General features: G+C 58.8%; 20 protein-coding genes. 13 read left to right on the top strand and 7 right to left on the bottom strand.

Annotation, left to right across the window (positions count from 1 at the left end):
* Nucleotides 1-23: 23 nt before the first annotated feature.
* The 5 genes from NA78x_RS06095 to NA78x_RS06075 are packed head-to-tail and all read left to right on the top strand — an operon-like array spanning nucleotide 24 to nucleotide 3,710.
* Nucleotides 24-923, top strand: a complete 900-nt coding sequence (locus tag NA78x_RS06095; protein ID WP_425617540.1) for a hypothetical protein — start codon at nucleotides 24-26, stop codon at nucleotides 921-923.
* 19 nt (nucleotides 924-942) lie between these two features.
* A complete protein-coding gene (locus tag NA78x_RS06090) occupies nucleotides 943-2,301 on the top strand; it encodes a DUF1501 domain-containing protein (RefSeq protein ID WP_425617539.1) in 1,359 nt (452 codons plus the stop codon).
* On the top strand, nucleotides 2,301-2,732 hold the full coding sequence (locus NA78x_RS06085) for a DUF423 domain-containing protein (protein ID WP_425617538.1): 432 nt from the start codon (nucleotides 2,301-2,303) through the stop codon (nucleotides 2,730-2,732). The genes NA78x_RS06090 and NA78x_RS06085 overlap by 1 nt, the downstream gene beginning before the upstream one ends.
* 22 nt (nucleotides 2,733-2,754) lie before the next feature.
* Nucleotides 2,755-3,240, top strand: coding sequence for a DUF421 domain-containing protein (locus tag NA78x_RS06080; RefSeq protein WP_425617537.1), 486 nt, complete (start codon nucleotides 2,755-2,757; stop codon nucleotides 3,238-3,240).
* The gene (locus tag NA78x_RS06075) at nucleotides 3,237-3,710 is read left to right on the top strand and encodes a cupin domain-containing protein (protein ID WP_425617536.1); all 474 of its coding nucleotides are present in this window, start codon (nucleotides 3,237-3,239) and stop codon (nucleotides 3,708-3,710) included. Before NA78x_RS06080 ends, NA78x_RS06075 begins: the two co-directional genes overlap by 4 nt.
* 51 nt (nucleotides 3,711-3,761) lie before the next feature.
* On the opposite strand, the gene fbp is transcribed toward NA78x_RS06075, so the two are convergent.
* From fbp to NA78x_RS06060, 3 genes are all read right to left on the bottom strand, one after another.
* Nucleotides 3,762-4,757 carry a class 1 fructose-bisphosphatase gene (fbp, locus tag NA78x_RS06070; RefSeq protein ID WP_425617535.1) on the bottom strand — a complete coding sequence of 332 codons (996 nt, stop codon included), beginning with the start codon at nucleotides 4,755-4,757 and terminating at the stop codon, nucleotides 3,762-3,764.
* 151 nt (nucleotides 4,758-4,908) lie between these two features.
* Nucleotides 4,909-7,095, bottom strand: coding sequence for a LamG-like jellyroll fold domain-containing protein (locus NA78x_RS06065; RefSeq protein WP_425617534.1), 2,187 nt, complete (start codon nucleotides 7,093-7,095; stop codon nucleotides 4,909-4,911).
* A complete protein-coding gene (locus NA78x_RS06060) occupies nucleotides 7,095-7,736 on the bottom strand; it encodes a sigma-70 family RNA polymerase sigma factor (RefSeq protein ID WP_425617533.1) in 642 nt (213 codons plus the stop codon). The genes NA78x_RS06065 and NA78x_RS06060 overlap by 1 nt, the downstream gene beginning before the upstream one ends.
* A 954-nt stretch (nucleotides 7,737-8,690) precedes the next feature.
* On the opposite strand from NA78x_RS06060, the gene NA78x_RS06055 reads away from it, so the two are divergent.
* The 4 genes from NA78x_RS06055 to NA78x_RS06040 all read left to right on the top strand — a co-directional run bounded on the left by NA78x_RS06055 (nucleotide 8,691) and on the right by NA78x_RS06040 (nucleotide 10,609).
* The gene (locus tag NA78x_RS06055; RefSeq protein WP_425617532.1) at nucleotides 8,691-9,068 is read left to right on the top strand and encodes a TraR/DksA family transcriptional regulator; all 378 of its coding nucleotides are present in this window, start codon (nucleotides 8,691-8,693) and stop codon (nucleotides 9,066-9,068) included.
* A gap of 46 nt (nucleotides 9,069-9,114) precedes the next feature.
* Nucleotides 9,115-9,747: a signal peptidase II gene (locus tag NA78x_RS06050; protein ID WP_425617531.1), complete on the top strand. Its 633-nt coding sequence runs from the start codon at nucleotides 9,115-9,117 to the stop codon at nucleotides 9,745-9,747.
* Nucleotides 9,748-9,890: 143 nt separating this feature from the next.
* On the top strand, nucleotides 9,891-10,331 hold the full coding sequence (locus tag NA78x_RS06045) for an STAS/SEC14 domain-containing protein (protein WP_425617530.1): 441 nt from the start codon (nucleotides 9,891-9,893) through the stop codon (nucleotides 10,329-10,331).
* Nucleotides 10,328-10,609, top strand: a complete 282-nt coding sequence (locus NA78x_RS06040; protein ID WP_425617529.1) for a hypothetical protein — start codon at nucleotides 10,328-10,330, stop codon at nucleotides 10,607-10,609. Before NA78x_RS06045 ends, NA78x_RS06040 begins: the two co-directional genes overlap by 4 nt.
* A 3-nt stretch (nucleotides 10,610-10,612) precedes the next feature.
* Here NA78x_RS06040 and NA78x_RS06035 read toward each other — a convergent pair whose 3' ends face one another.
* Both NA78x_RS06035 and sthA read right to left on the bottom strand, forming a co-directional pair.
* A complete protein-coding gene (locus NA78x_RS06035; protein ID WP_425617528.1) occupies nucleotides 10,613-11,101 on the bottom strand; it encodes a hypothetical protein in 489 nt (162 codons plus the stop codon).
* A 47-nt stretch (nucleotides 11,102-11,148) separates the two neighbouring features.
* A complete protein-coding gene (gene sthA, locus NA78x_RS06030) occupies nucleotides 11,149-12,546 on the bottom strand; it encodes a Si-specific NAD(P)(+) transhydrogenase (protein WP_425617527.1) in 1,398 nt (465 codons plus the stop codon).
* A 434-nt stretch (nucleotides 12,547-12,980) separates the two neighbouring features.
* Between sthA and aroF the strand changes: the two genes are divergently transcribed.
* The 3 genes from aroF to NA78x_RS06015 all read left to right on the top strand — a co-directional run bounded on the left by aroF (nucleotide 12,981) and on the right by NA78x_RS06015 (nucleotide 14,739).
* Nucleotides 12,981-14,156: a 3-deoxy-7-phosphoheptulonate synthase gene (aroF, locus tag NA78x_RS06025; RefSeq protein WP_425617526.1), complete on the top strand. Its 1,176-nt coding sequence runs from the start codon at nucleotides 12,981-12,983 to the stop codon at nucleotides 14,154-14,156.
* A 95-nt stretch (nucleotides 14,157-14,251) separates the two neighbouring features.
* A complete protein-coding gene (locus tag NA78x_RS06020) occupies nucleotides 14,252-14,512 on the top strand; it encodes a hypothetical protein (protein WP_425617525.1) in 261 nt (86 codons plus the stop codon).
* A 29-nt stretch (nucleotides 14,513-14,541) separates the two neighbouring features.
* Nucleotides 14,542-14,739, top strand: coding sequence for a hypothetical protein (locus tag NA78x_RS06015; protein ID WP_425617524.1), 198 nt, complete (start codon nucleotides 14,542-14,544; stop codon nucleotides 14,737-14,739).
* A gap of 26 nt (nucleotides 14,740-14,765) precedes the next feature.
* Here NA78x_RS06015 and NA78x_RS06010 read toward each other — a convergent pair whose 3' ends face one another.
* Together NA78x_RS06010 and NA78x_RS06005 are read right to left on the bottom strand one after the other, a co-directional pair.
* Nucleotides 14,766-15,677 carry a TIGR01777 family oxidoreductase gene (locus NA78x_RS06010; RefSeq protein WP_425617523.1) on the bottom strand — a complete coding sequence of 304 codons (912 nt, stop codon included), beginning with the start codon at nucleotides 15,675-15,677 and terminating at the stop codon, nucleotides 14,766-14,768.
* A gap of 98 nt (nucleotides 15,678-15,775) precedes the next feature.
* On the bottom strand, nucleotides 15,776-16,567 hold the full coding sequence (locus NA78x_RS06005; RefSeq protein ID WP_425617522.1) for an undecaprenyl-diphosphate phosphatase: 792 nt from the start codon (nucleotides 16,565-16,567) through the stop codon (nucleotides 15,776-15,778).
* Nucleotides 16,568-16,723: 156 nt separating this feature from the next.
* Between NA78x_RS06005 and NA78x_RS06000 the strand changes: the two genes are divergently transcribed.
* The gene (locus tag NA78x_RS06000) at nucleotides 16,724-17,692 is read left to right on the top strand and encodes an MBL fold metallo-hydrolase RNA specificity domain-containing protein (RefSeq protein WP_425617521.1); all 969 of its coding nucleotides are present in this window, start codon (nucleotides 16,724-16,726) and stop codon (nucleotides 17,690-17,692) included.
* The last annotated feature ends 108 nt before the right edge of the window (nucleotides 17,693-17,800 follow it).

Below are 17,800 nucleotides of genomic sequence, written 5' to 3'. Positions count from 1 at the left end.
AAATAGGAATTGGAGTCAGTCAGTTGCAAGCGAAAGCCAGAAAACGACGCTGGTGGCGGTATTCGCTTCGCACGCTGTTGCTGGTGATCCTGGCAGTGGCGGTCCTCTTAGGGATGCAGCAGAAGTCACTGACTCAGCATCGCATTGCCAATCGTTTGGCGCAGAAAGGTGCGACCTTTTACGAGAATGGGTACGTCGCCAAACAATTATGGGCATCGCGACTGATTTGGGGAGACGATGTTTACAGTCAGGTAGAAAGCGTAGATTTCCGCCAATCACACCTCACCGCAGCAGATATTGACTCGCTACACCAGTTTCCGTCGCTGGCAATCTTGCAATTTGAGTCCTGCAAGTTTGAGGAAAATGCGATCGCCAGGCTCGGCAACCTGCCGCTACTCGACGATCTGTACTTCCAAGGCTGCGAGCTCACGAATCAAGATGTCGCAAGTTTGCAGCAGATCGTCAAGATGGAGAGTCTCGTCTTGCGAGACGACAACTTGCCGCAGCTTGACCTCGCTCCACTTCAATCGTTGCTAGATCTACGCGATCTTTCGCTGCGCCCGGTTGCGGACCGTAATCTGAAGGATATCGCGTGTTTAAGGCAGTTGAAATGCGTGACTCTGGATGTGGCTAAAATTACCGACGAGGGGTTGATCACGTTAGGCGCATTGCCCCAACTGGAGGCACTAAGTGTTTACGATGCTCCGATCACTGGGATTGGATTGAGGAGCCTACTCGATGCACGCACGCTAACTTTTTTGGACTTGCGTGAGTGCCCCATTGATTCCGAAGGGCTTGAGGTGATTCGTAATGGAACCTCGTTAACTTGTCTATCGCTGCCTTCGACGAAGCTTGTTCCGGCAGATATAGTGAAGTTACAGAAGGATCTGCCCAACTGTGAAATCATCTGCATATTCCCCTGAGATCGCGCGGAGTTTTGGCATGTCGCTCTCACTATCTCGTCGCCAAGCGTTGCGTGTCGGTGGTGCTGGCCTGTTGGGCCTCAACTTGCCAGGGCTGCTGCGCGCGGAGACGACGGCGACGATCAAGCCGCGGGCGAAGTCGGTGATCTTTCTGTTTCAGTGGGGCGGGCCGAGTCACATTGACATGTTCGACCGGAAGCCGAACGCGCCGGAAGAATATCGCGGGCCGCTGAAGGGAATCTCGACGAGCCTGCCGGGACTCGAAACGTGCGAGCATCTGCCCGAGACGGCCAAGCGGATGCATCACTGCTCCATCATCCGCACGATGACGCACAAGATGAAGAATCACAACTCGGCCGGCTACTATGCCCTCAGTGGTCACGAGCCGCCGAGCGACGATCAACGCCTGCGAGATTCGCTCGACCTGTTTCCCGCCTATGGCAGCATCGTCGATAAGCTGGCCCCAAGTCGCAACGGCCTGCCAACCTTCGTGGCCTATCCACACGTCATTCGCGATGGCTCGATCACTCCCGGCCAGCACGCCAGCTTTCTCGGCAAGGCGCACGATCCACTGCTATTCACCGACGATCCCAACTCGCCGAATTTCAAGTTGCCCGAACTGAGCCTGCCCGCTGGTTTGTCGCTCGACCGACTGCATCGCCGCCGCGAGATGCAAAAGCTCGTCGATCAACAGGCCAAGCTGCTCGACTATTCGGCTGACGTTCGCGGCTTTGACGAATACTACGATCGCGCGATCAACATGCTCACTAGCGATCGCGTCCGCAAGGCTTTCGATCTGTCTGCCGAGCCCCAGGAAGTGCGCGACAAGTATGGCCGCACCACCTACGGCCAAGGCTGCTTGCTCGCGCGACGGCTGGTCGAAGCGGGCACGAAGTTCGTGACCGTTTACTTCAGCAACAGCATCGGCGGTCGCAGCACCACGGACGGTGGCTGGGATACGCACGGCTTCGACAACACGCGGATGTATCAGATCGTCGACAAGTACCACTTTCCCATCACCGAGCAAACCTTTCCCACGCTGCTCGATGATCTGGAAGAGCGAGGACTGCTCGACGATACGCTCGTCGTCTGGATGGGCGAGTTCGGCCGCACACCAAAGATCAACGCCAATGCCAGTCGCGATCACTGGCCGCAGTGCTACAGCGTGATCCTCGCCGGCGCTGGTGTGAAGCGCGGCTTCATCTACGGCAAGAGCGACGACAAGGGACAGTACCCCGACGAGCATCCTGTGAAGCCCGAAGATCTGGCCGCGACCATTTATCACTTGCTGGGGATCGATCCCAACAGCGAAGTGCGCGACCGCAACAACCGTCCCCTGTTTATCGGCGGCAAGCCCGTCTTGGAAGTGATGGCCTGATGTCTGCGAAAATGATGCTCCTCGTGGCAGCGATCCTCGGTGCTGCGGCGGTTACCCTCGGTGCGTTTGGTGCCCATGGCTTGCCGGGGTATGTCGAGAAACAGAGCCTGACCGTCGAGCTGTTTGCCAAGCGACTGCACGATTGGGATGTCGCCAGCCAGTACCTGATGTATCACGCGCTGGCCATGTTTGGCTGCGGCATTCTGGCTCATCTTCGCCCGAGTCTCTCCCTCTCGCTGGCCAGTTGGTTCTTCACGCTGGGCGCGATCATTTTCAGCGGCATGCTCTACGCACTGGTGCTGCTCAATCTGAAGATTCTGGGTGCCATCGTTCCCATCGGCGGCGTGCTGATGATCTTTGGCTGGATCACGCTCGCTTGGGCGGGCGGCGGATATTGCCGCTACGAACGCCCGACGAACCTGCCCAAATAACCCTTGCCGAAAGTAGCCAGCCGTGTGGGAGATCAGCCTGCCTTGGTGGGAATTCGTCATTCGGGCGGCCGTCGTCTTCGGCTTCATGCTGCTGCTGCTACGCATCTCTGGCAAGCGACAAATCGGGCAGATGACTCCCTTCGATCTGGTGCTGCTGCTGGTCATCAGCAATGCCGTGCAGAACTCGATGAACGGCGGCGACAATAGCATCACCGGCGGCCTGATCCTCGCCGCTACGCTCGTGGCCATCGACGCGGCCCTTGGCTGGCTGGCGTTTCGTAACCGCAAGGTCGAACAATTCCTCGAAGGTCGCCCGATCATCCTGGTGCATGGCGGCAAGATCGACGAGCGCGCCCTGAACGAAGCCCAGATGACTCGGCACGATCTGCAAGCAGCCCTCCGTAGCGCCGGGCATGCGAGTGCAGAAACCGTTCGCTTCGCCGTGCTCGAAACGACCGGCCACGTTTCAGTCATTGGCCAAGATCAATCCACAGGAGCCCCAGCATGACACAACCCATTCTGCGCTCGCCTACCGAAGGTCGCACCATTAGCGTGGTCGGCGATCTCTACCGCTTTCTGGCCACCGGCGCAGAGACCGACGGCAAGTACGCGATGTGGGAAGCCATCGTTCCGCCGGGTGGCGGCCCGCCGCTTCATACACACAGCCGCGAAGAAGAAGCCTTCTATGTGCTGGAAGGGGAGATCACGTTTCAGGTCGGCGAAGAAACCTTCACCGCTGGTGTGGGCACGTTCGCCAACATGCCCATCGGCAGTCTGCATCGCTTTCATAATGCCAGCGACAAGCCCGCGCGGATGATCATCAGCATCGCTCCCGCCGGGCTCGAAAACATGTTTATGGAAGTCGGCCAGTCCATCGCACTCGGCGAGCAACCTCAACCGCCATCCAAGGCCGAGATCGAAAAGCTCCTCGCCGCCGCGCCTCGCTACGGCGTGCAGATCCAAGTGCCGAAGCATTAGTCGATGCTCCCCGGCAGGTCACATCCGGCGGATGTGACCTACTGAAACTAACTAACTAACCATCTTCATCAGCAGTTCCATCTCTTCTTTGCTGCCGACGCACAGCGGCGTGCGCTGGTGAACCTCGGTGGGCTGGATGTCGAGGATCCGGCCCTTGCCATCGGTGGCGATGCCGGCGGCTTGCTCGGCGAGGAAGGCGATCGGGTTGGCTTCGTACAGCAGTCGCAATTTGCCCGAGGCATGCGACTTGGTCGGCGGATACAAGAACACGCCGCCTTTCAGCAGTGTGCGATGGAAGTCTGCCACGAGCGAACCGATGTAGCGCGACGAGTAAGTGCGACCCGTTTTGCCGGCCCGCAGATAGTTGAGGTACTGCTTGTAACCTTCCGGAAAGCTGTCGAAGTTCGCTTCGTTGCAGCTGTACTGCTTGCCCGCAGCAGGCATCACGATCCGTTCGTGACTGAGCAAGTAAGCCCCAATCGCCGGATCGAGCGTGAAGCCAAACACACCGTTGCCCGTGGTATAGACGAGCATCGTCGACGAGCCATACACCACGTATCCAGCTGCCACTTGCTTGTAGCCAGGCTGCAACACGTCGGCGGCCACGTCGCGCTGGCCAGTGGGATCGGGCTCGCGGCGGAGCACCGAAAAGATCGTCCCCACGCTCACGTTCACGTCGATGTTGCTCGAGCCATCGAGCGGATCGAAGACCACGACGTACTTGCCGTGAATGCGGTCTCGCTCGACGACGACCGGCGTCTCGTCTTCTTCCGAGGCCATGACGGCGACGTTGCCGCGATTGCCCAGGAACTTCATCATTGCGTGGTTGGCCAGCACGTCCAGCTTTTGCTGTACCTCGCCTTGCACGTTCTCTTGATCGGTCGCTCCCAGCACATCGGCCGTGATCCCCGCGCGCCGCACATTGGCCGCGATGATCTTCGTCGCCAGCGTGATGCCCGATAGCAGCCAGGAAAACTCACCGCTGGCTTGGGGATGATGTCGACGTTGCTCTTCCTGAAGGTGCTGTTGAACCGTTTGCAGAATCATGGCGAGAGAGAGATCCGGAGGGCGCTAGCGAGAGGGAATAGGTCCGCGCGCCACACGAAGGGAGAGCTCGCGTGACTTCGCTATCGTAAACGATTTGGTGAATCAGGAATAATGGTTCGTCAAAAAAAGCGTGACGCATCGCTGCCTGGCGTTACTGTCCGATCTCGCTGCTAGCCATCTTATTCAAGTCGCGAATCTTGATCGCCTCGATCCGCACCACGTTGTTCGCGGTCACCAGCACCGGCTTCTTGGGCGAAGGCAAGCTTGCCGACTCGATCTCGGGCAACTCATCGGGGCTGCCGGTCCAGTCGAGCCAAGGCTCGCCGTCGCAGGTTACCGCGAGCGAGGCCGTGTCTTTATGCAGCCGAACCTTCACTTCCAACCGAGCTGTGCGGCCCTGCGGCAGCACGTGATCGCTACTGACACTGTTGCCGGTCATCGGCGTGCCACCCATATCTTGCAGCGAGGTCTTCTGTTCGCTGCCACTCTTAGCGAGCACCACCACACCTCGACGTTCGTTCACGGGCAACGTCATGCGCAACGGGCCATCACCCTTCTCCCAATGCACATCGACGAGCAAATCGTAGTTCTTCAGCCCAGCCGGCCCCAGGCCGAACCAGGCATCTTCACCGGCGTCGTTGGTCCAGCTGTCATCGACCAACTGCCAATTTCCCGCGCCCGCGAATCGCTTGGGATCAAAACCATCGGCCATCAAGTTGTCCCACATCAGGCCCGCATCGCGGCGGGCATACAGCGTTTGATATTGTCCGGCACTCTTCACCACTTCAAAGTCGGCGAGCGCCTTGTCGCTGATCGCCAGCCCGCAGATGATGCCGCGCCACACATGCTGGCCGCTCGCATCAGACCCCAAGCTCAGCGCCCCAGCGCCCCATTTGCTGAATCCGCCGCGAGCCTCGATTGGTTCACCACTGGCCACGCCATTCACATAGCCGGCGAGCTTGGCACCGTCGTAGGTGACCGTTACATGCACCGGGCGATCGGGCTTCACTTCGCCGAGCTTCAATTCGTGCGGCTTGTCCGAAGCATCGGTCCACAGCTGAAAGACCAGGTCATCGTCGCGCTGCAGCAATTGAAAATTGGCCTGCTTGCCATCGTCCCCCAAAGCCACAATCCGCGAATCCTTCACCCGAAAGATCGAATCGGGAATCACAATCGTTTCGATCGTGAAGGCTCCCTTGCCGCGAATGTTGGTGAGCAGATCTTCGCCCGCTTCGGCAGAAAAATAACTGCCGCCGGCGAGCGCATAAACTTCGCCCGAGTGCAGCGATCGCACCGGACCGCGCTCTTCAAGCTCTGTTTCGCGCGGATTGCCCGTTTCGGGATTACGGACGTGAGGAATGCCGCTTTCGTGGAACGTAAACAGAATGCGGTCTTCGGAATCAGGCCACTTCAGTTCACGCAGCACCAGCCCTGCCTGATTGGCGACGCCCGAATGATTCGCAGTCACCAGCAGCGGAGCGCCGCCGGTCACGCGTTCGAAATTGACTTTCCCCTCGGTAACATCCAGCCGAGTCTGTTCGGGCTCGATCGTCAGCCGCAATTCGGTGCCGAGCACGATCGCCCGAGCATGAGGCGTACTGAAGACCATCGGTCCCAGGTTCTTCTGCGACATCACTCGGGCCACGACTTCGCCTTGATCGACCCGCACCAACTTGGCCTGGCTCTTGCGATCGGCCAGCAGTTCGAATTTCGTGCCGCTGGCGAACTCGACGTTCGTCTTGTCGCGGTATTCGATCCGCAGTCGCGCGCCGCCCTTCACTTCGAGCGGAGTGCCGGTCGAAAGGGTATCTCCCACGCGCACGAGCGCTCGCTGTTCGCCTTTGACCGTAAACACGTCTCCCTGCACTTCGCGCACTTCAGCCATCGCCCGCGGGGCGACGGGCCAGTACTGCGGTGCCAGGAAGGCAATCGCGGCCAGTGACGCAGCCAGAATCGCGACCGTAACCATCGTCCAGCGACTGCTGCGCTGATGTTGCGGCTTCTCGACAAGTTCGGCTTCAGCCAAGGCGCGTAATTCCGAAACCTGGCTGTAAATCTCCTCTTCACCTTGCTCGAAATCGCCGATGCGTTGACCGACCTGCGCCAGAAAATTCCGCCGATCGAAGGCCAGCTTTTGAGCCAGCAGATCGTCGAGCAACAACTGCGTGCGCAGTTCAATCGCGAGCGCAGGCTGAGCGCGCAAGGCCTCGATCAACTGGTCGAGCTCGTCGGGCGAGAGACTCAAGCGATCTTCGACGAACTGCTTGATCAGCAGATCGGTCTGCGTCTTGTCCGGTGGACTACCGGAGTTGGCGGGGTTGGGTACTGGCTCGTTCATCACGTTCCCTCAGCAGCCAGGCTGCTGGCAATGCATTGTTTCAAACCGTTGCGAATGCGGAACAGGGCGACGCGAATCGCCTCGGCAGTACTGCTCAGCATCTCAGCAATGGTTTGACTAGGTAGTTCTTTCTCGTATCGCAGTTCGAGCAGTTGGCGACTCTCGTCGGGCAACTGTTCGTAGCAACCATCCAGGGCGCGGCGAATCGGCCCTTCGGCCAGGCTCGGCGGCCCCTCTTGTTCGGCTCGTATCAAAATTTCGACCAGTGCCTCACGCTGCAACCGCTGCCGGCGACCCTGGCGCCGGAAGTAGTTCAGGCACAAGTTCCGCGCAATCCCCTTCAGCCATTGCTTCGGGTGGACTCCGGGCGGAATGCGATCCGAAAACCGATACAGCTCGACGTACACATCTTGGGCAACATCGTCGACATCGTGCCGAGGCACGCCCATTCCCGCGATGTACGCTCGGATGTGAGGATGCGTTTCGCGCACGACCACATCGAAGTCGAATTCCATCGACGCTAGGTCCGGGCTCTCTGGTCCATTGTTGCCTGGCTCAATCAAGTAACTCGCTTCGGCCGAGTCATTCATTTCGCCCGACGACAGTTCGGGCGAGCGCTCGCCCTTGGGTCGTTCGGCCATGTTCGGTCCTTTGTCGCTCGAGGCCTGTATCTGTAGGTGGTCCTGCCAGTTACGTCATGTTACACCCACCCAGGACATTTTGGCGCAGCCCTGCCCGCGGCCGGCGATCATGCTCGCCAGTTTCGGTCGCCCATTGCTGTAGCCTAAGCCCGCCCAGTTCATCTATCCCTTCGCTGGCTGATTGCCGAGTCGTCCCTCCGCTACCTCCCGTCTGAACAGGCCTGAACAGTGCTTCGCAGCGGCCTGAACAGCCCGTTTTTGATAACTTTTTGAGGCGAAAAATCGCGATTCGAATTTCGCCGCAACACTAATCCGTTAAACAACTTACAAGAATAAAACTAGGTTTTCAGGTCGGTTTGCCGATAACCGTTTGATAACCATTCCGCACCTGTTCACTGAACAGACCTGAACACCACCCTTTCGGGGTGTTCTGGCTGCTCGGTCGCCGGTAGGACTGGAGCGACTGCCCGCCCCACCGAACACCCATCCACTGTCGCTAGCGCGTGACTTGCCATTCGGTAGCCATCCTTGCTGGCACAAGATTGCAAGTGAAACACTTATCTCACACGTTCGGCTGCAGGCGCGAGAATCGGTACCCGCGCGAGCCGTTACATCATTCTCGGCCACTGAAACATTGTCAAGAGTTGATAAATAATACGCAGCTAGGCTGTGAGCGATTAGCAGACCGGCGCTGTCAAGTTAGAACCGTCCGCTGGCGAGAATTCACGCCGATTTTGCCAGCAGGGCTGTCAGGAATCGCCCCTGGGTGGTCCTGCGACGGGGCGAAAATCGGGCCGTTTTCGTTTTGCCCCATTCCTTTGACGGGGGCCTGGAAGCCAATTATAATAGCGGGGCTAGGCCCGTTTATTTGTGTCAAACGAGGCCCGTAGCAATTCAGCCGGCAGTTGCATTGAGTTGCGCTGTCACCCCAGAGATTGAGGGAGCTATTGCGGTATGAAAAAGACCGAGGCCAAAGAGTTCAAGACCTTGCTCGTCACCCTCAGGGCCCGGTTGCGTGGCGATGTATCGGCCCTGGCCGATGCCGCACTCGGCATGACCCGCAGCGAATCGAGCGGTGATTTATCCCGCATGCCCATCCACATGGCCGACATGGGAACCGATGCTTTCGAGCAAGAGTTCACCCTCAGCCTGATGGAACACGACGGCACGACGCTCGACCAAATCGAAGCTGCTCTTGAGCGCATCGAAGGCGGGCTCTATGGTGTTTGCATCGAGTGCCAGGCCAAGATTCCCAAGACCCGGCTTCAAGTCCTTCCGCAGACTCCCCACTGTGTCAAGTGCGCCGAAAAGCAGCCGAGCACCAGCCGCTAAGCATGCGGCCGACCATAATATTGCGAGCAGCAATCGGCGGGGCGACATGAAACAGCCCCGCTCCTCTTCCCGACCAGCGACAGCGAGTGCTGATTCCGCTGCAGTCCAGGATCTTTTACCTCCCGATCAAAGCAGGCCCTTGCCGCTCAATCGGTATCTCGTCTTCTGCGGCATTGCCATCACAGGCCTCGTCGCCGACCTGGTAACTAAGCAGGCGCTGTTTGCCTGGCTAGGACTGCCCCAGGAAGACAAGTACTTCTGGATCGTCAAGGATTACATCGGCTTTCAAACGGCCGTGAATCGCGGCGCTCTGTTCGGCCTCGGCGCTGGTTACTGGTGGCTCTTCTCGATTCTCTCCGTAGTCGCAGCCGTGGCGATTGTCGTCTGGCTGTTCTACTTTCGCGCCGCGCACGATCGCTTGCTGAACGTGGCCCTTGCCTGCGTCATGGCGGGCATCTTTGGCAACCTGTACGACCGACTGGGACTGTGGGATGCCTCGGGACTACCTGCCGAATACGAGCATGGTGTGCGCGACTGGATCTTGTTCCGCTACCGTCAGCATACCTGGCCGAATTTCAACATCGCCGATTGCCTGCTGGTGTGCGGCGCTGGCCTGCTGATGTTGCATGCCTGGCTGGGGCCCCACGTGCCCGCGACGGCTCAAGCAAAAGATCAATAATTCTCTGTACGCTAACGGACGCTTTTGGGGCGATAAGTTCGCAATCGGTCCGCCGATGCGTTAGGTTGAAGTTGCAGTTGGAAACGGCGAAGAGGCGCGTCTCTTTCGACTCAGCAACGGTAACTAGCCAGCGGAGAGCGTTTATGTCGCACGATGTGCGCATCATCGCCGCAAGCGAATTTTTGCAAACCACGATCGAAGGTCGCATCGACCTGAGCAGCAGCGAGCAGATCCTGCGGCAGATCGCGGCGGCCTGCATCGAGCACGATCAACATCATGTGCTGATCGATGCCCGCAAAGTGCCCGAACGGAGCTTGTCGGTCATCGACCTGTATCAAGTCGGCAGCAATCTGCAGAGCTACGGCTTTGGTCCCACGCACCGCATCGCCATCGTCTATCAAGCCCAGGCCGGGCAAGCCGATTCGGGCGAGCGGGCCAAGTTCCTCGAGCTGGTTGCCGTCAATCGAGGCTCGAACCTGCGCGTGTTCGGAACCATCGAAGATGCCTGGGCCTGGCTCAGCGAAGAGGCCTCCTCCGGCGGCGGCGGAACCGAAACGAACACCGCCCCCGCATCAGCGGAGTGAAGAAAGAGCGGGAGATGGTGCGAGTAATTCTGGCAATTCAACTCGTCAGCCTGGCGCTGCTGGCCGTCTACGTTCAAGGCTGGTTTCGAGACGGGCGAACGATTGATCAAGGCGTCTACGAAGAAGCTGTCCTGTGGCTGTGGTTCACTTATCCCTTATTCGCCTGCGCCGCTCTGATTTTTGCACATCGCTCAAATCGCGGAGCAACGAAAGTACTGGTGATCGAAGGCGCACTCGGGATCTGCTACTTCATCGCGGCATGGCCTGCTGTTTCTTGAATTCTACCTGCATCTTAAAAAAATCTTGGCATTGTCGCTATGAGTCCGTGCGATGTCTTTCCAATAAGTACTCAAGTTGCTTACCTTGTGGTCGGGATACTTTGTGCCCTTCGCGGTTGCATCCACTCTTAGTCCATGGAACCGCTCACCGCTAAGCGTGAGGTCGATACGATACACTTCGGCCAGGATTACATGCGCCACAGCGAATCGACTTGGGTCCTCGATCATTTTAATGAGCTTAGGAATATCATCTCTGGTCAACTGCACGATCGCTTCGTCAACTCGCTTTGTCAGTTCGGGTGCTAACAGCCCCATGAAGCGACTCCAACTCACATCCGAATTGGCGAGTTTCGTGATGTTGTCATCTGCAGCGATTGCAATCGAGCCACATAGCTTGCACAGAAGACAGTAGCCGACAACCCATTGCATGATCGGGCGAGCAACAGTTGAAACTTCGATGCAGCTTGCCCGTTGCGCTTTGACAACTTTCATTCTGCCACCGACCCCTGGCCTCTGGCCCCTCACCTCTGGCCCCTGCCTCAGAACAGCCGGTTGTATCCATTGAGCGCGGCGACGCGGTAGGCTTCGGCCATCGTGGGATAGTTGAACGTGGTGTTGATGAAGTACATCAGCGTGTTGTGCGGCGGAGGCTGCATCATGATCGCCTGGCCGATGTGGATGATCTCGGCGGCATTTACACCGAAGCAGTGCACACCGAGAACTTGCAGCGTTTCGCGGTGAAACAGCAGCTTGAGCATGCCAACTCGGCGGCCGGTGATCTGGGCGCGCGCGAGGCTTTTGAACTGGGCATGTCCCACTTCGTAAGGCACGCCTTCGGTCGTGAGTTCCCGTTCGCTCTTGCCGATCGAACTGATTTCGGGGCTGGTATAGATGCCCGTGGGAATATCCTTGGCCAACAGGCTCGCGCAGTCGTCGCCGTTGAGATGCAGCACCGCAGCGCGGCCTTGCATGTAAGCGGCGCTGGCGAGCGCGGGGTAGCCAATGACATCGCCGACGGCATAGATGTTGGGCGTCGAGGTGCGATACGACTCGTCGACGCTCAGTTGGCCGCGCGTATCGGGCTTCAGGCCGACGGAGTCGAGGTTCAACTTGTCGGTGTTGCCGGTACGGCCGTTCGCCCACAGCAATATGTCGGTCTTCAGCTTTTTGCCGCTCTTCAAATGGAGCACGACTCCATCGCTGAGGCCTTCGACCTTCTCGTAGACTTCGCCGTGACGAATCAGCACGCCCGTTTCGCGCAGGTGATAACTGAGCGCGTCGCAGATTTCGTCGTCGAGAAACTCCAGCAGTTGCTGCCGCGTGTTGACGAGGTTGATCTTGCAGCCGAGGTTGCGAAACATCGACGCGTACTCGCAGCCGATCACGCCGGCGCCGTAGACCGAAATGGTCTTGGGCGTCGCCTGCAGGTTGAGGATCGTGTCGCTGTCGAAGATCCGCGGATGGGTGAAGTCGATATCCGGTGGACGATAGGGACGGGCGCCGCAGGCAATGACAATGTGCCCCGCGGTGATTCGCTCGACAAGGCCGCGCGCGTCGTTCACTTCCACCGTATGCGGATCGACGAACCTAGCCTCGCCATAGATCAGGCGGGCGTCGTTCTTGTCGTAAAAGCCGCGGCGCATGTCTTCTTGCAGCTGAATGACATTTTCGGCCGAGCGGCGCAACTGCGGAAACGTGAGCTCAAGGTTGTAGCCCGCATCGCGCAGCAGGCGATTGCTGTTGACTTCGAGCAGTTGATAAATGGCGAACCGCAGGGCCTTGCTGGGGATGGTTCCCCAGTGTGTGCAGCCGCCGCCCACGCGATGAAAGCGTTCGACGACAGCAGCCCGCAGGCCTTGCTTCACTGCTTGCATTGCGGCCCCTTCACCTCCGGGGCCTGTGCCAATTACCAGCACATCGACATCGTACTGCGTCATTGCCGACTAACCTCTCCCTGCCAAACTGCTCGTGCCGGAACCGGGTGGTCGCCGAGCCTGGGTCCCTCCGCCTCAGCCTTCTATCATAACTTCTGCAGGCGACCTTGCGGACGTCACTTCATCGCCAGAAGTCGGCTGCGGGTGAAGCGGAAACAGGAATCTGCCAAGAAAATTCGGCGGTTACTCTTGAAAAGAGTGCGGAGGAGACGATAATGCCGCTTATGAACAAGTTCGCGCGCGGTTATTGGCGGTTTTATTTTACCGGGTTCATCCCCGGGGCCGCGGAGATTGCGTAAACGCTCGTTCAGTAGCAAAACCATCTCAGAAGCCCCGAGGGACCAACCGGTCGCTCGGGGCTTTTTTGTTGGCTGCGGCGATATTTTCCGGTTGGAACCTTGAGGGGAGTGCCTCTTCCAGGACCGGAGTTTTTCGCCATGACCGCCCTTGTCGCTTGTCCGCGAGACCATCGCCGTAACGAAATTCGTGACACCTTGGAATCCGTACAAGACTTGAAAGCCGACCAAAAACTGAGTTCTCAACTGCTGGGCGCTCAACTTCCCAACTACCACATTCCCTCTCTGCCGGAGCTGTTTTCGATGATTATCGTTATGGAACAAGGGGCCACGCCCGAACAAATCAAGCACATGATCGAGCGCGTGGAGTCCTTCGGTTTGAAGGCCCATCCGATCACCGGCACCGAGCGAACTGTCATCGCCGCGATCGGTGAAAAACGGACCGAAATGAAGGAAGCTCTCGCCAGCGGACCAGGTGTCGAGTCGGTCATGCCGATTCTCGCGCCGTACAAGGTCGCCAGCCGCGAAGTGAAAAAAGAACCAACCCAGGTGTGTGCTTTGAACCTGAAGGTGGGTGCCGGTTCAATCGGCGTGATGGCTGGCCCCTGCTCGGTCGAGAGCAAAGAACAGATCCTCGCCTGTGCGCATGCGGTGAAAGCCGCTGGTGCTACATCGCTGCGCGGCGGTGCCTTCAAGCCGCGCACCAGCCCGTATGCGTTCCAAGGGATGAAAGAGGAAGGTCTGAAGTTGCTGGCCTTGGCGCGCGAACAAACCGGCCTGGCGATTGTCACCGAAATCATGTCGACCGAAGAAGTGCCAATGGTGGCCTCGTATGCCGACATTCTGCAAATCGGCGCCCGCAACATGCAGAACTATCGCCTGCTGGAAGCCGTGGGCAAAGCCAACAAGCCTGTGCTGCTCAAGCGCGGACCTTCGGCCACGATGGAAGAATTTCTGCTTGCCGCCGAGTACATCCTCAACGAGGGCAACCCGAACGTGATGCTCTGCGAGCGGGGCATTCGGACCTTCGAAGCCCATACTCGGTTCACCCTGCCACTGGCGTCGGTGCCCTACCTGCATCACAAGACTCACTTGCCAGTCGTGGTCGACCCGAGCCACGGTACCGGCCACACCTACCTCGTGCCCGACATGGCGGCCGCCTCGATCGCCGCCGGTGCCGACGGCCTGATTCTGGAAGTCCATCCCGATCCAGAAAAGGCGCTCAGCGATGGTTATCAGTCGCTGAACTTCAAGCAGTTCGAAGAGACGATGTCTCGCTGCCGCACCGTAGCCACGGCGCTCGGCAAGACGATGTAGCCACGCCAGCAAACGACTCCAGGTCTCGGTTCGTCGGCTCGGTTCGTCGCTATAATGACAGCCGAGCCCTGTTTCGTTCTGTCCGAGCACGCATCATGTCGCCCAAGCCCGTTCCACCCCTGCCGCCATCGCCCGACTTCGGCGACAAACCTCGAACTTCGCGCTGGCCCCTGTTGCTGGCCGGCGTCGCGCTCGTTTTCTTATTGGTCGGACTGACGATCATCACGCTTGGCTTCTTTGGCCCCGTCGTTGTGCTGGGGATCGTGATCTTCGCCGTAATCGGCCTGCAGTACTTGCTGTGGGGCTGGCTCTTCGAGCGGATCTATCGGCGGGGGAAGAATATTTCGGACGAGTAGAACACTGGAAATGCACTGGCGAGAATCTCATGTCAATTTTACTGCAACTGAATGATGAGCAATCGCAGCGACTCGAGGCATTGGCAAGTGAGCTGAAGGTAGACCCGAGTGATTTGGCGCGGGCAGCGATCAACGATCTTGTCTCCCGCCAAGCTACGGATTTTGATCAGGCGGCGCGGTATGTACTCGCGAAGAATCAAGAGCTTTATCGGCGATTGAGTCAATGAGGTATCTGAACACTTTGGCCAAATGCTCACTTCGCTAAGATCTGCCGCAGCGCCGGTTCAAGTTCGGTGTAGTGAAAATGAAAGCCGGCGTCGAGCGATTTCTTCGGCACGGCGTTTTGAGAACCGAGCAGCACGTTTGCAAATTCGCCGAGGGCTGCCTTCAACACAAACGTGGGCGGCGCGGGCATGAACGTCGGGCGGCTTAGTACTTTTCCCAGCGTCTTGGTGAACTCCAGGTTCGTGACGGGGTTCGGCGCGGTGCCGTTAATGGCTCCGCTGACCGACTCATGCTGGGCGGCCCAGATCATTTGGTGAACGAGGTCGTCGATGTGGATCCACGGCATGTATTGCTTGCCGGTACCGAGCGGGCTGCCGAGACCGAACTGGAACGGAATCAGCATTTTGCCGATCGCGCCTCCTTTTTCGCCGAGCACAATGCCGATGCGTGGATTCACGACGCGAATGCCCGCGAGCTTGGCAGCGTGAGATTCTCGCTCCCAACTGACGCAGACTTCGCCGAGAAAATCCTCAGCCGGCGATGACTCTTCCGTCAGCAGTTCGTTACCGCGATCGCCGTAGTAGCCCACCGCCGAAGCACTAATCAGCACGCGTGGTTTGCTGGGCAACTGCACGAGCGTTTGCACGAGGTTGCGAGTGCCGGCGACGCGGCTTTCTCGCAGCCGTTCTTTTTTCGCCTTCGTCCAGCGACCTTCCGCCACCGGTTCTCCCGCGAGGTGAAACACGACGTCCACGCCGTCAAAAGCTTCCGCCGGCGCCGGCTGATTCTCGGCATCCCAATTAAATGCCGTCACTTCGTACTTGGCCAGCGACTTGCGAGCCTTCGCCGCATTCCGCGATAAGACCACCGCAGGCTGATCCAATTTCTCCAGCAGCCGCCGACCTACAAAACCCGTCGCACCAGTGATGAGAGCGCGCATGAATGAAGTTCTGAGTTCTAAGTTTTGAAGTTCTGAGACAAGAGTAGGCAGTAGCTTAACCGCAAGAGGTCCGGTCTCAAAACTCGGAACTCGAAACTTTAGAACTTGATGGCAATCTGCCACGCCACCACGACCACGCCCAGCACCATGCAGTACCAGGCGAAGAGGTGAATGCGGCCGCGTTGTAACCAGCGGTTCAGCAGCCAGACCGAGAACAGGCCGACGACGAACGAAACCGCAGCGCCGATGAGCAGATAACCGATGGGCGTCTGGGGGAGTTCGCCGTCCTTCCACATGCTCAGCCCTTCGAGCACGCCGGCGCCCAGGATCGCCGGAATGGCCAGCAGAAACGAAAACGTCGCTGCGGAGGAGCGATCGAGCTTGCGAGTCAGGCCCGCGGCGATGGTGGTTCCGCTGCGCGAGAGTCCCGGGAGAATCGCGACGGCCTGGCAACAGCCAATAAAGAGCGCGTCGCGCCAAGACATGGCTCGATAGTCCCCTTCGGCGGGCTTTAGGCGACTCGACCAGAGCAAGGCAATGCCCGTGACCGGAAACAAGCAGCCGGCGACCAGCGGACTATTGAGCACGTCGTCGAACATCAATTTGAGCGGCAAGCCGACGACCACGGCCGGCAACGTGCCGATAAACATCAGCCAAATGACCCAGCGGTCGGAGGTGAGCAGTTGCCAGATCTGGCGATGATAGAAAACGATGATTGAACAGAGCGTACCCAAATGCAGCACGATGTTCACATCGTTCAGGTCGGGAAGTTCGCCCTCACTGCCACCGAGCAAATGCCCAAGCACGACCAAGTGCCCGCTCGAACTAATCGGCAGGAACTCGGCCACGCCTTGTACGACGGCCAGCAGCATCAGCAGCGGAAATGACATGAATACTCTCCGGGCGCTGACGCTTCCGGCTCAGGGGAACGGGCGAATCCTCAAAGATACATCGCCCCTCGCGGAACGCGGCAGCTTCCTTTCCCGCAGATCTTCTCCAGCAATCACCGGCCCGCAAAATCGCGCCAGCCGGTATATTCGAAGGTGATGTTCCACTACACCAACGGATTGAAGATTACCGCCCTCGATCTGGCTGTCGATATCTGCCGCCGGCAGCCTCGCGGCTTCGTGTCGCATGCGCACAACGACCATATGGCTCGGCACGAACTGGCCTTCTGCACGCCAGAAACGGCGGCTCTCTATCGGGCTCGCCTGGGGGATCATCGCACGCGTTTGATGCCCGTTGGCGAAGTGTTGGAGTGGCGCGATCATCGGCTGACGACGCATCACGCGGGGCATTGCCTGGGCTCGGCCATGCTGCACGTCGCGACCGAGCGGGGCAGCATGCTCTATACGGGCGACTTCAAATTGGATCCGTCGGCAACTGCCGCGGCGGCCGATCCGCCGCGGGCCGATGTGCTGGTGATGGAGTCGACCTATGGCGACTCTCGTTATCAATTGCCGCCGCGCGACGAGGTGATCGAACAGCTGATTCGCACCGTGAATCTGGTGCTGAATGCCGGTCGCACACCAGTGATTCACGCCTACGTCATGGGCAAATCGCAGGAGGTCACTCGCATCCTCACGCAGCACGGCGTTCCCGTGCAGCAGCACCCGCTGATTCACGACATCAGCACCATCTATGAGTCGTGTGGCTGCTCGCTGGGGAACTTCTCGCGTTACGAAGATCAACCCTTGCCCGGCCATGTGGTGATCATTCCTCCGTTCATGCAAAAAGTACCGAAGCTGAGAAATCTCGGCCGCGTCTCGACGATTGTCGTCACCGGTTGGGCTCACGCACCGCGTAGCAGACAAGCGAGCGGTGCCGACTTTGCGATTCCCCTTTCCGATCATGCCGACTACAACGAGTTGCTGGCCTGCATCGACCGCGTTCAGCCTCGCATCATCTACTGCACGCATGGTCCGCTCACGTTCGTCGACGACCTCCGCGCGCGCGGCTTCGATGCCAGACCGCTGCACAGTTTGGTCGGTGATCCGTTTCGCGTTATGGTGTGAAGCTTTGTCAAACTGTGCCGCTCGTACTGTTCATTTCGGTTCTCTCGACTGCGCCCAGTTCCCATTGGTGGGACTGTGCTGAAACTGCCACCGGCTGCTGCCGTCGAG

The sequence above is a fragment of the Anatilimnocola aquadivae genome, assembly GCF_049819085.1.
In the GTDB taxonomy this organism is placed as follows: Bacteria; Planctomycetota; Planctomycetia; order Pirellulales; family Pirellulaceae; genus Anatilimnocola.
This window is presented reverse-complemented; position numbering and strand designations above follow the sequence as displayed.

Excerpts from the sequence above, each read along its gene's own strand:
- NA78x_RS06090 (WP_425617539.1), top strand. The coding sequence starts at position 943 with ATGTCGCTCTCACTATCTCGTCGCCAAGCGTTGCGTGTCGGTGGTGCT.
- NA78x_RS06085 (WP_425617538.1), top strand. The coding sequence starts at position 2,301 with ATGTCTGCGAAAATGATGCTCCTCGTGGCAGCGATCCTCGGTGCTGCG.
- NA78x_RS06075 (WP_425617536.1), top strand. The coding sequence starts at position 3,237 with ATGACACAACCCATTCTGCGCTCGCCTACCGAAGGTCGCACCATTAGC.
- fbp (WP_425617535.1), bottom strand. The coding sequence starts at position 4,757 with ATGATTCTGCAAACGGTTCAACAGCACCTTCAGGAAGAGCAACGTCGA.
- NA78x_RS06065 (WP_425617534.1), bottom strand. The coding sequence starts at position 7,095 with ATGAACGAGCCAGTACCCAACCCCGCCAACTCCGGTAGTCCACCGGAC.
- NA78x_RS06060 (WP_425617533.1), bottom strand. The coding sequence starts at position 7,736 with ATGGCCGAACGACCCAAGGGCGAGCGCTCGCCCGAACTGTCGTCGGGC.
- NA78x_RS06055 (WP_425617532.1), top strand. The coding sequence starts at position 8,691 with ATGAAAAAGACCGAGGCCAAAGAGTTCAAGACCTTGCTCGTCACCCTC.
- NA78x_RS06050 (WP_425617531.1), top strand. The coding sequence starts at position 9,115 with ATGAAACAGCCCCGCTCCTCTTCCCGACCAGCGACAGCGAGTGCTGAT.
- NA78x_RS06045 (WP_425617530.1), top strand. The coding sequence starts at position 9,891 with ATGTCGCACGATGTGCGCATCATCGCCGCAAGCGAATTTTTGCAAACC.
- NA78x_RS06035 (WP_425617528.1), bottom strand. The coding sequence starts at position 11,101 with ATGAAAGTTGTCAAAGCGCAACGGGCAAGCTGCATCGAAGTTTCAACT.
- sthA (WP_425617527.1), bottom strand. The coding sequence starts at position 12,546 with ATGACGCAGTACGATGTCGATGTGCTGGTAATTGGCACAGGCCCCGGA.
- aroF (WP_425617526.1), top strand. The coding sequence starts at position 12,981 with ATGACCGCCCTTGTCGCTTGTCCGCGAGACCATCGCCGTAACGAAATT.
- NA78x_RS06020 (WP_425617525.1), top strand. The coding sequence starts at position 14,252 with ATGTCGCCCAAGCCCGTTCCACCCCTGCCGCCATCGCCCGACTTCGGC.
- NA78x_RS06015 (WP_425617524.1), top strand. The coding sequence starts at position 14,542 with ATGTCAATTTTACTGCAACTGAATGATGAGCAATCGCAGCGACTCGAG.
- NA78x_RS06010 (WP_425617523.1), bottom strand. The coding sequence starts at position 15,677 with ATGCGCGCTCTCATCACTGGTGCGACGGGTTTTGTAGGTCGGCGGCTG.
- NA78x_RS06005 (WP_425617522.1), bottom strand. The coding sequence starts at position 16,567 with ATGTCATTTCCGCTGCTGATGCTGCTGGCCGTCGTACAAGGCGTGGCC.
- NA78x_RS06000 (WP_425617521.1), top strand. The coding sequence starts at position 16,724 with ATGTTCCACTACACCAACGGATTGAAGATTACCGCCCTCGATCTGGCT.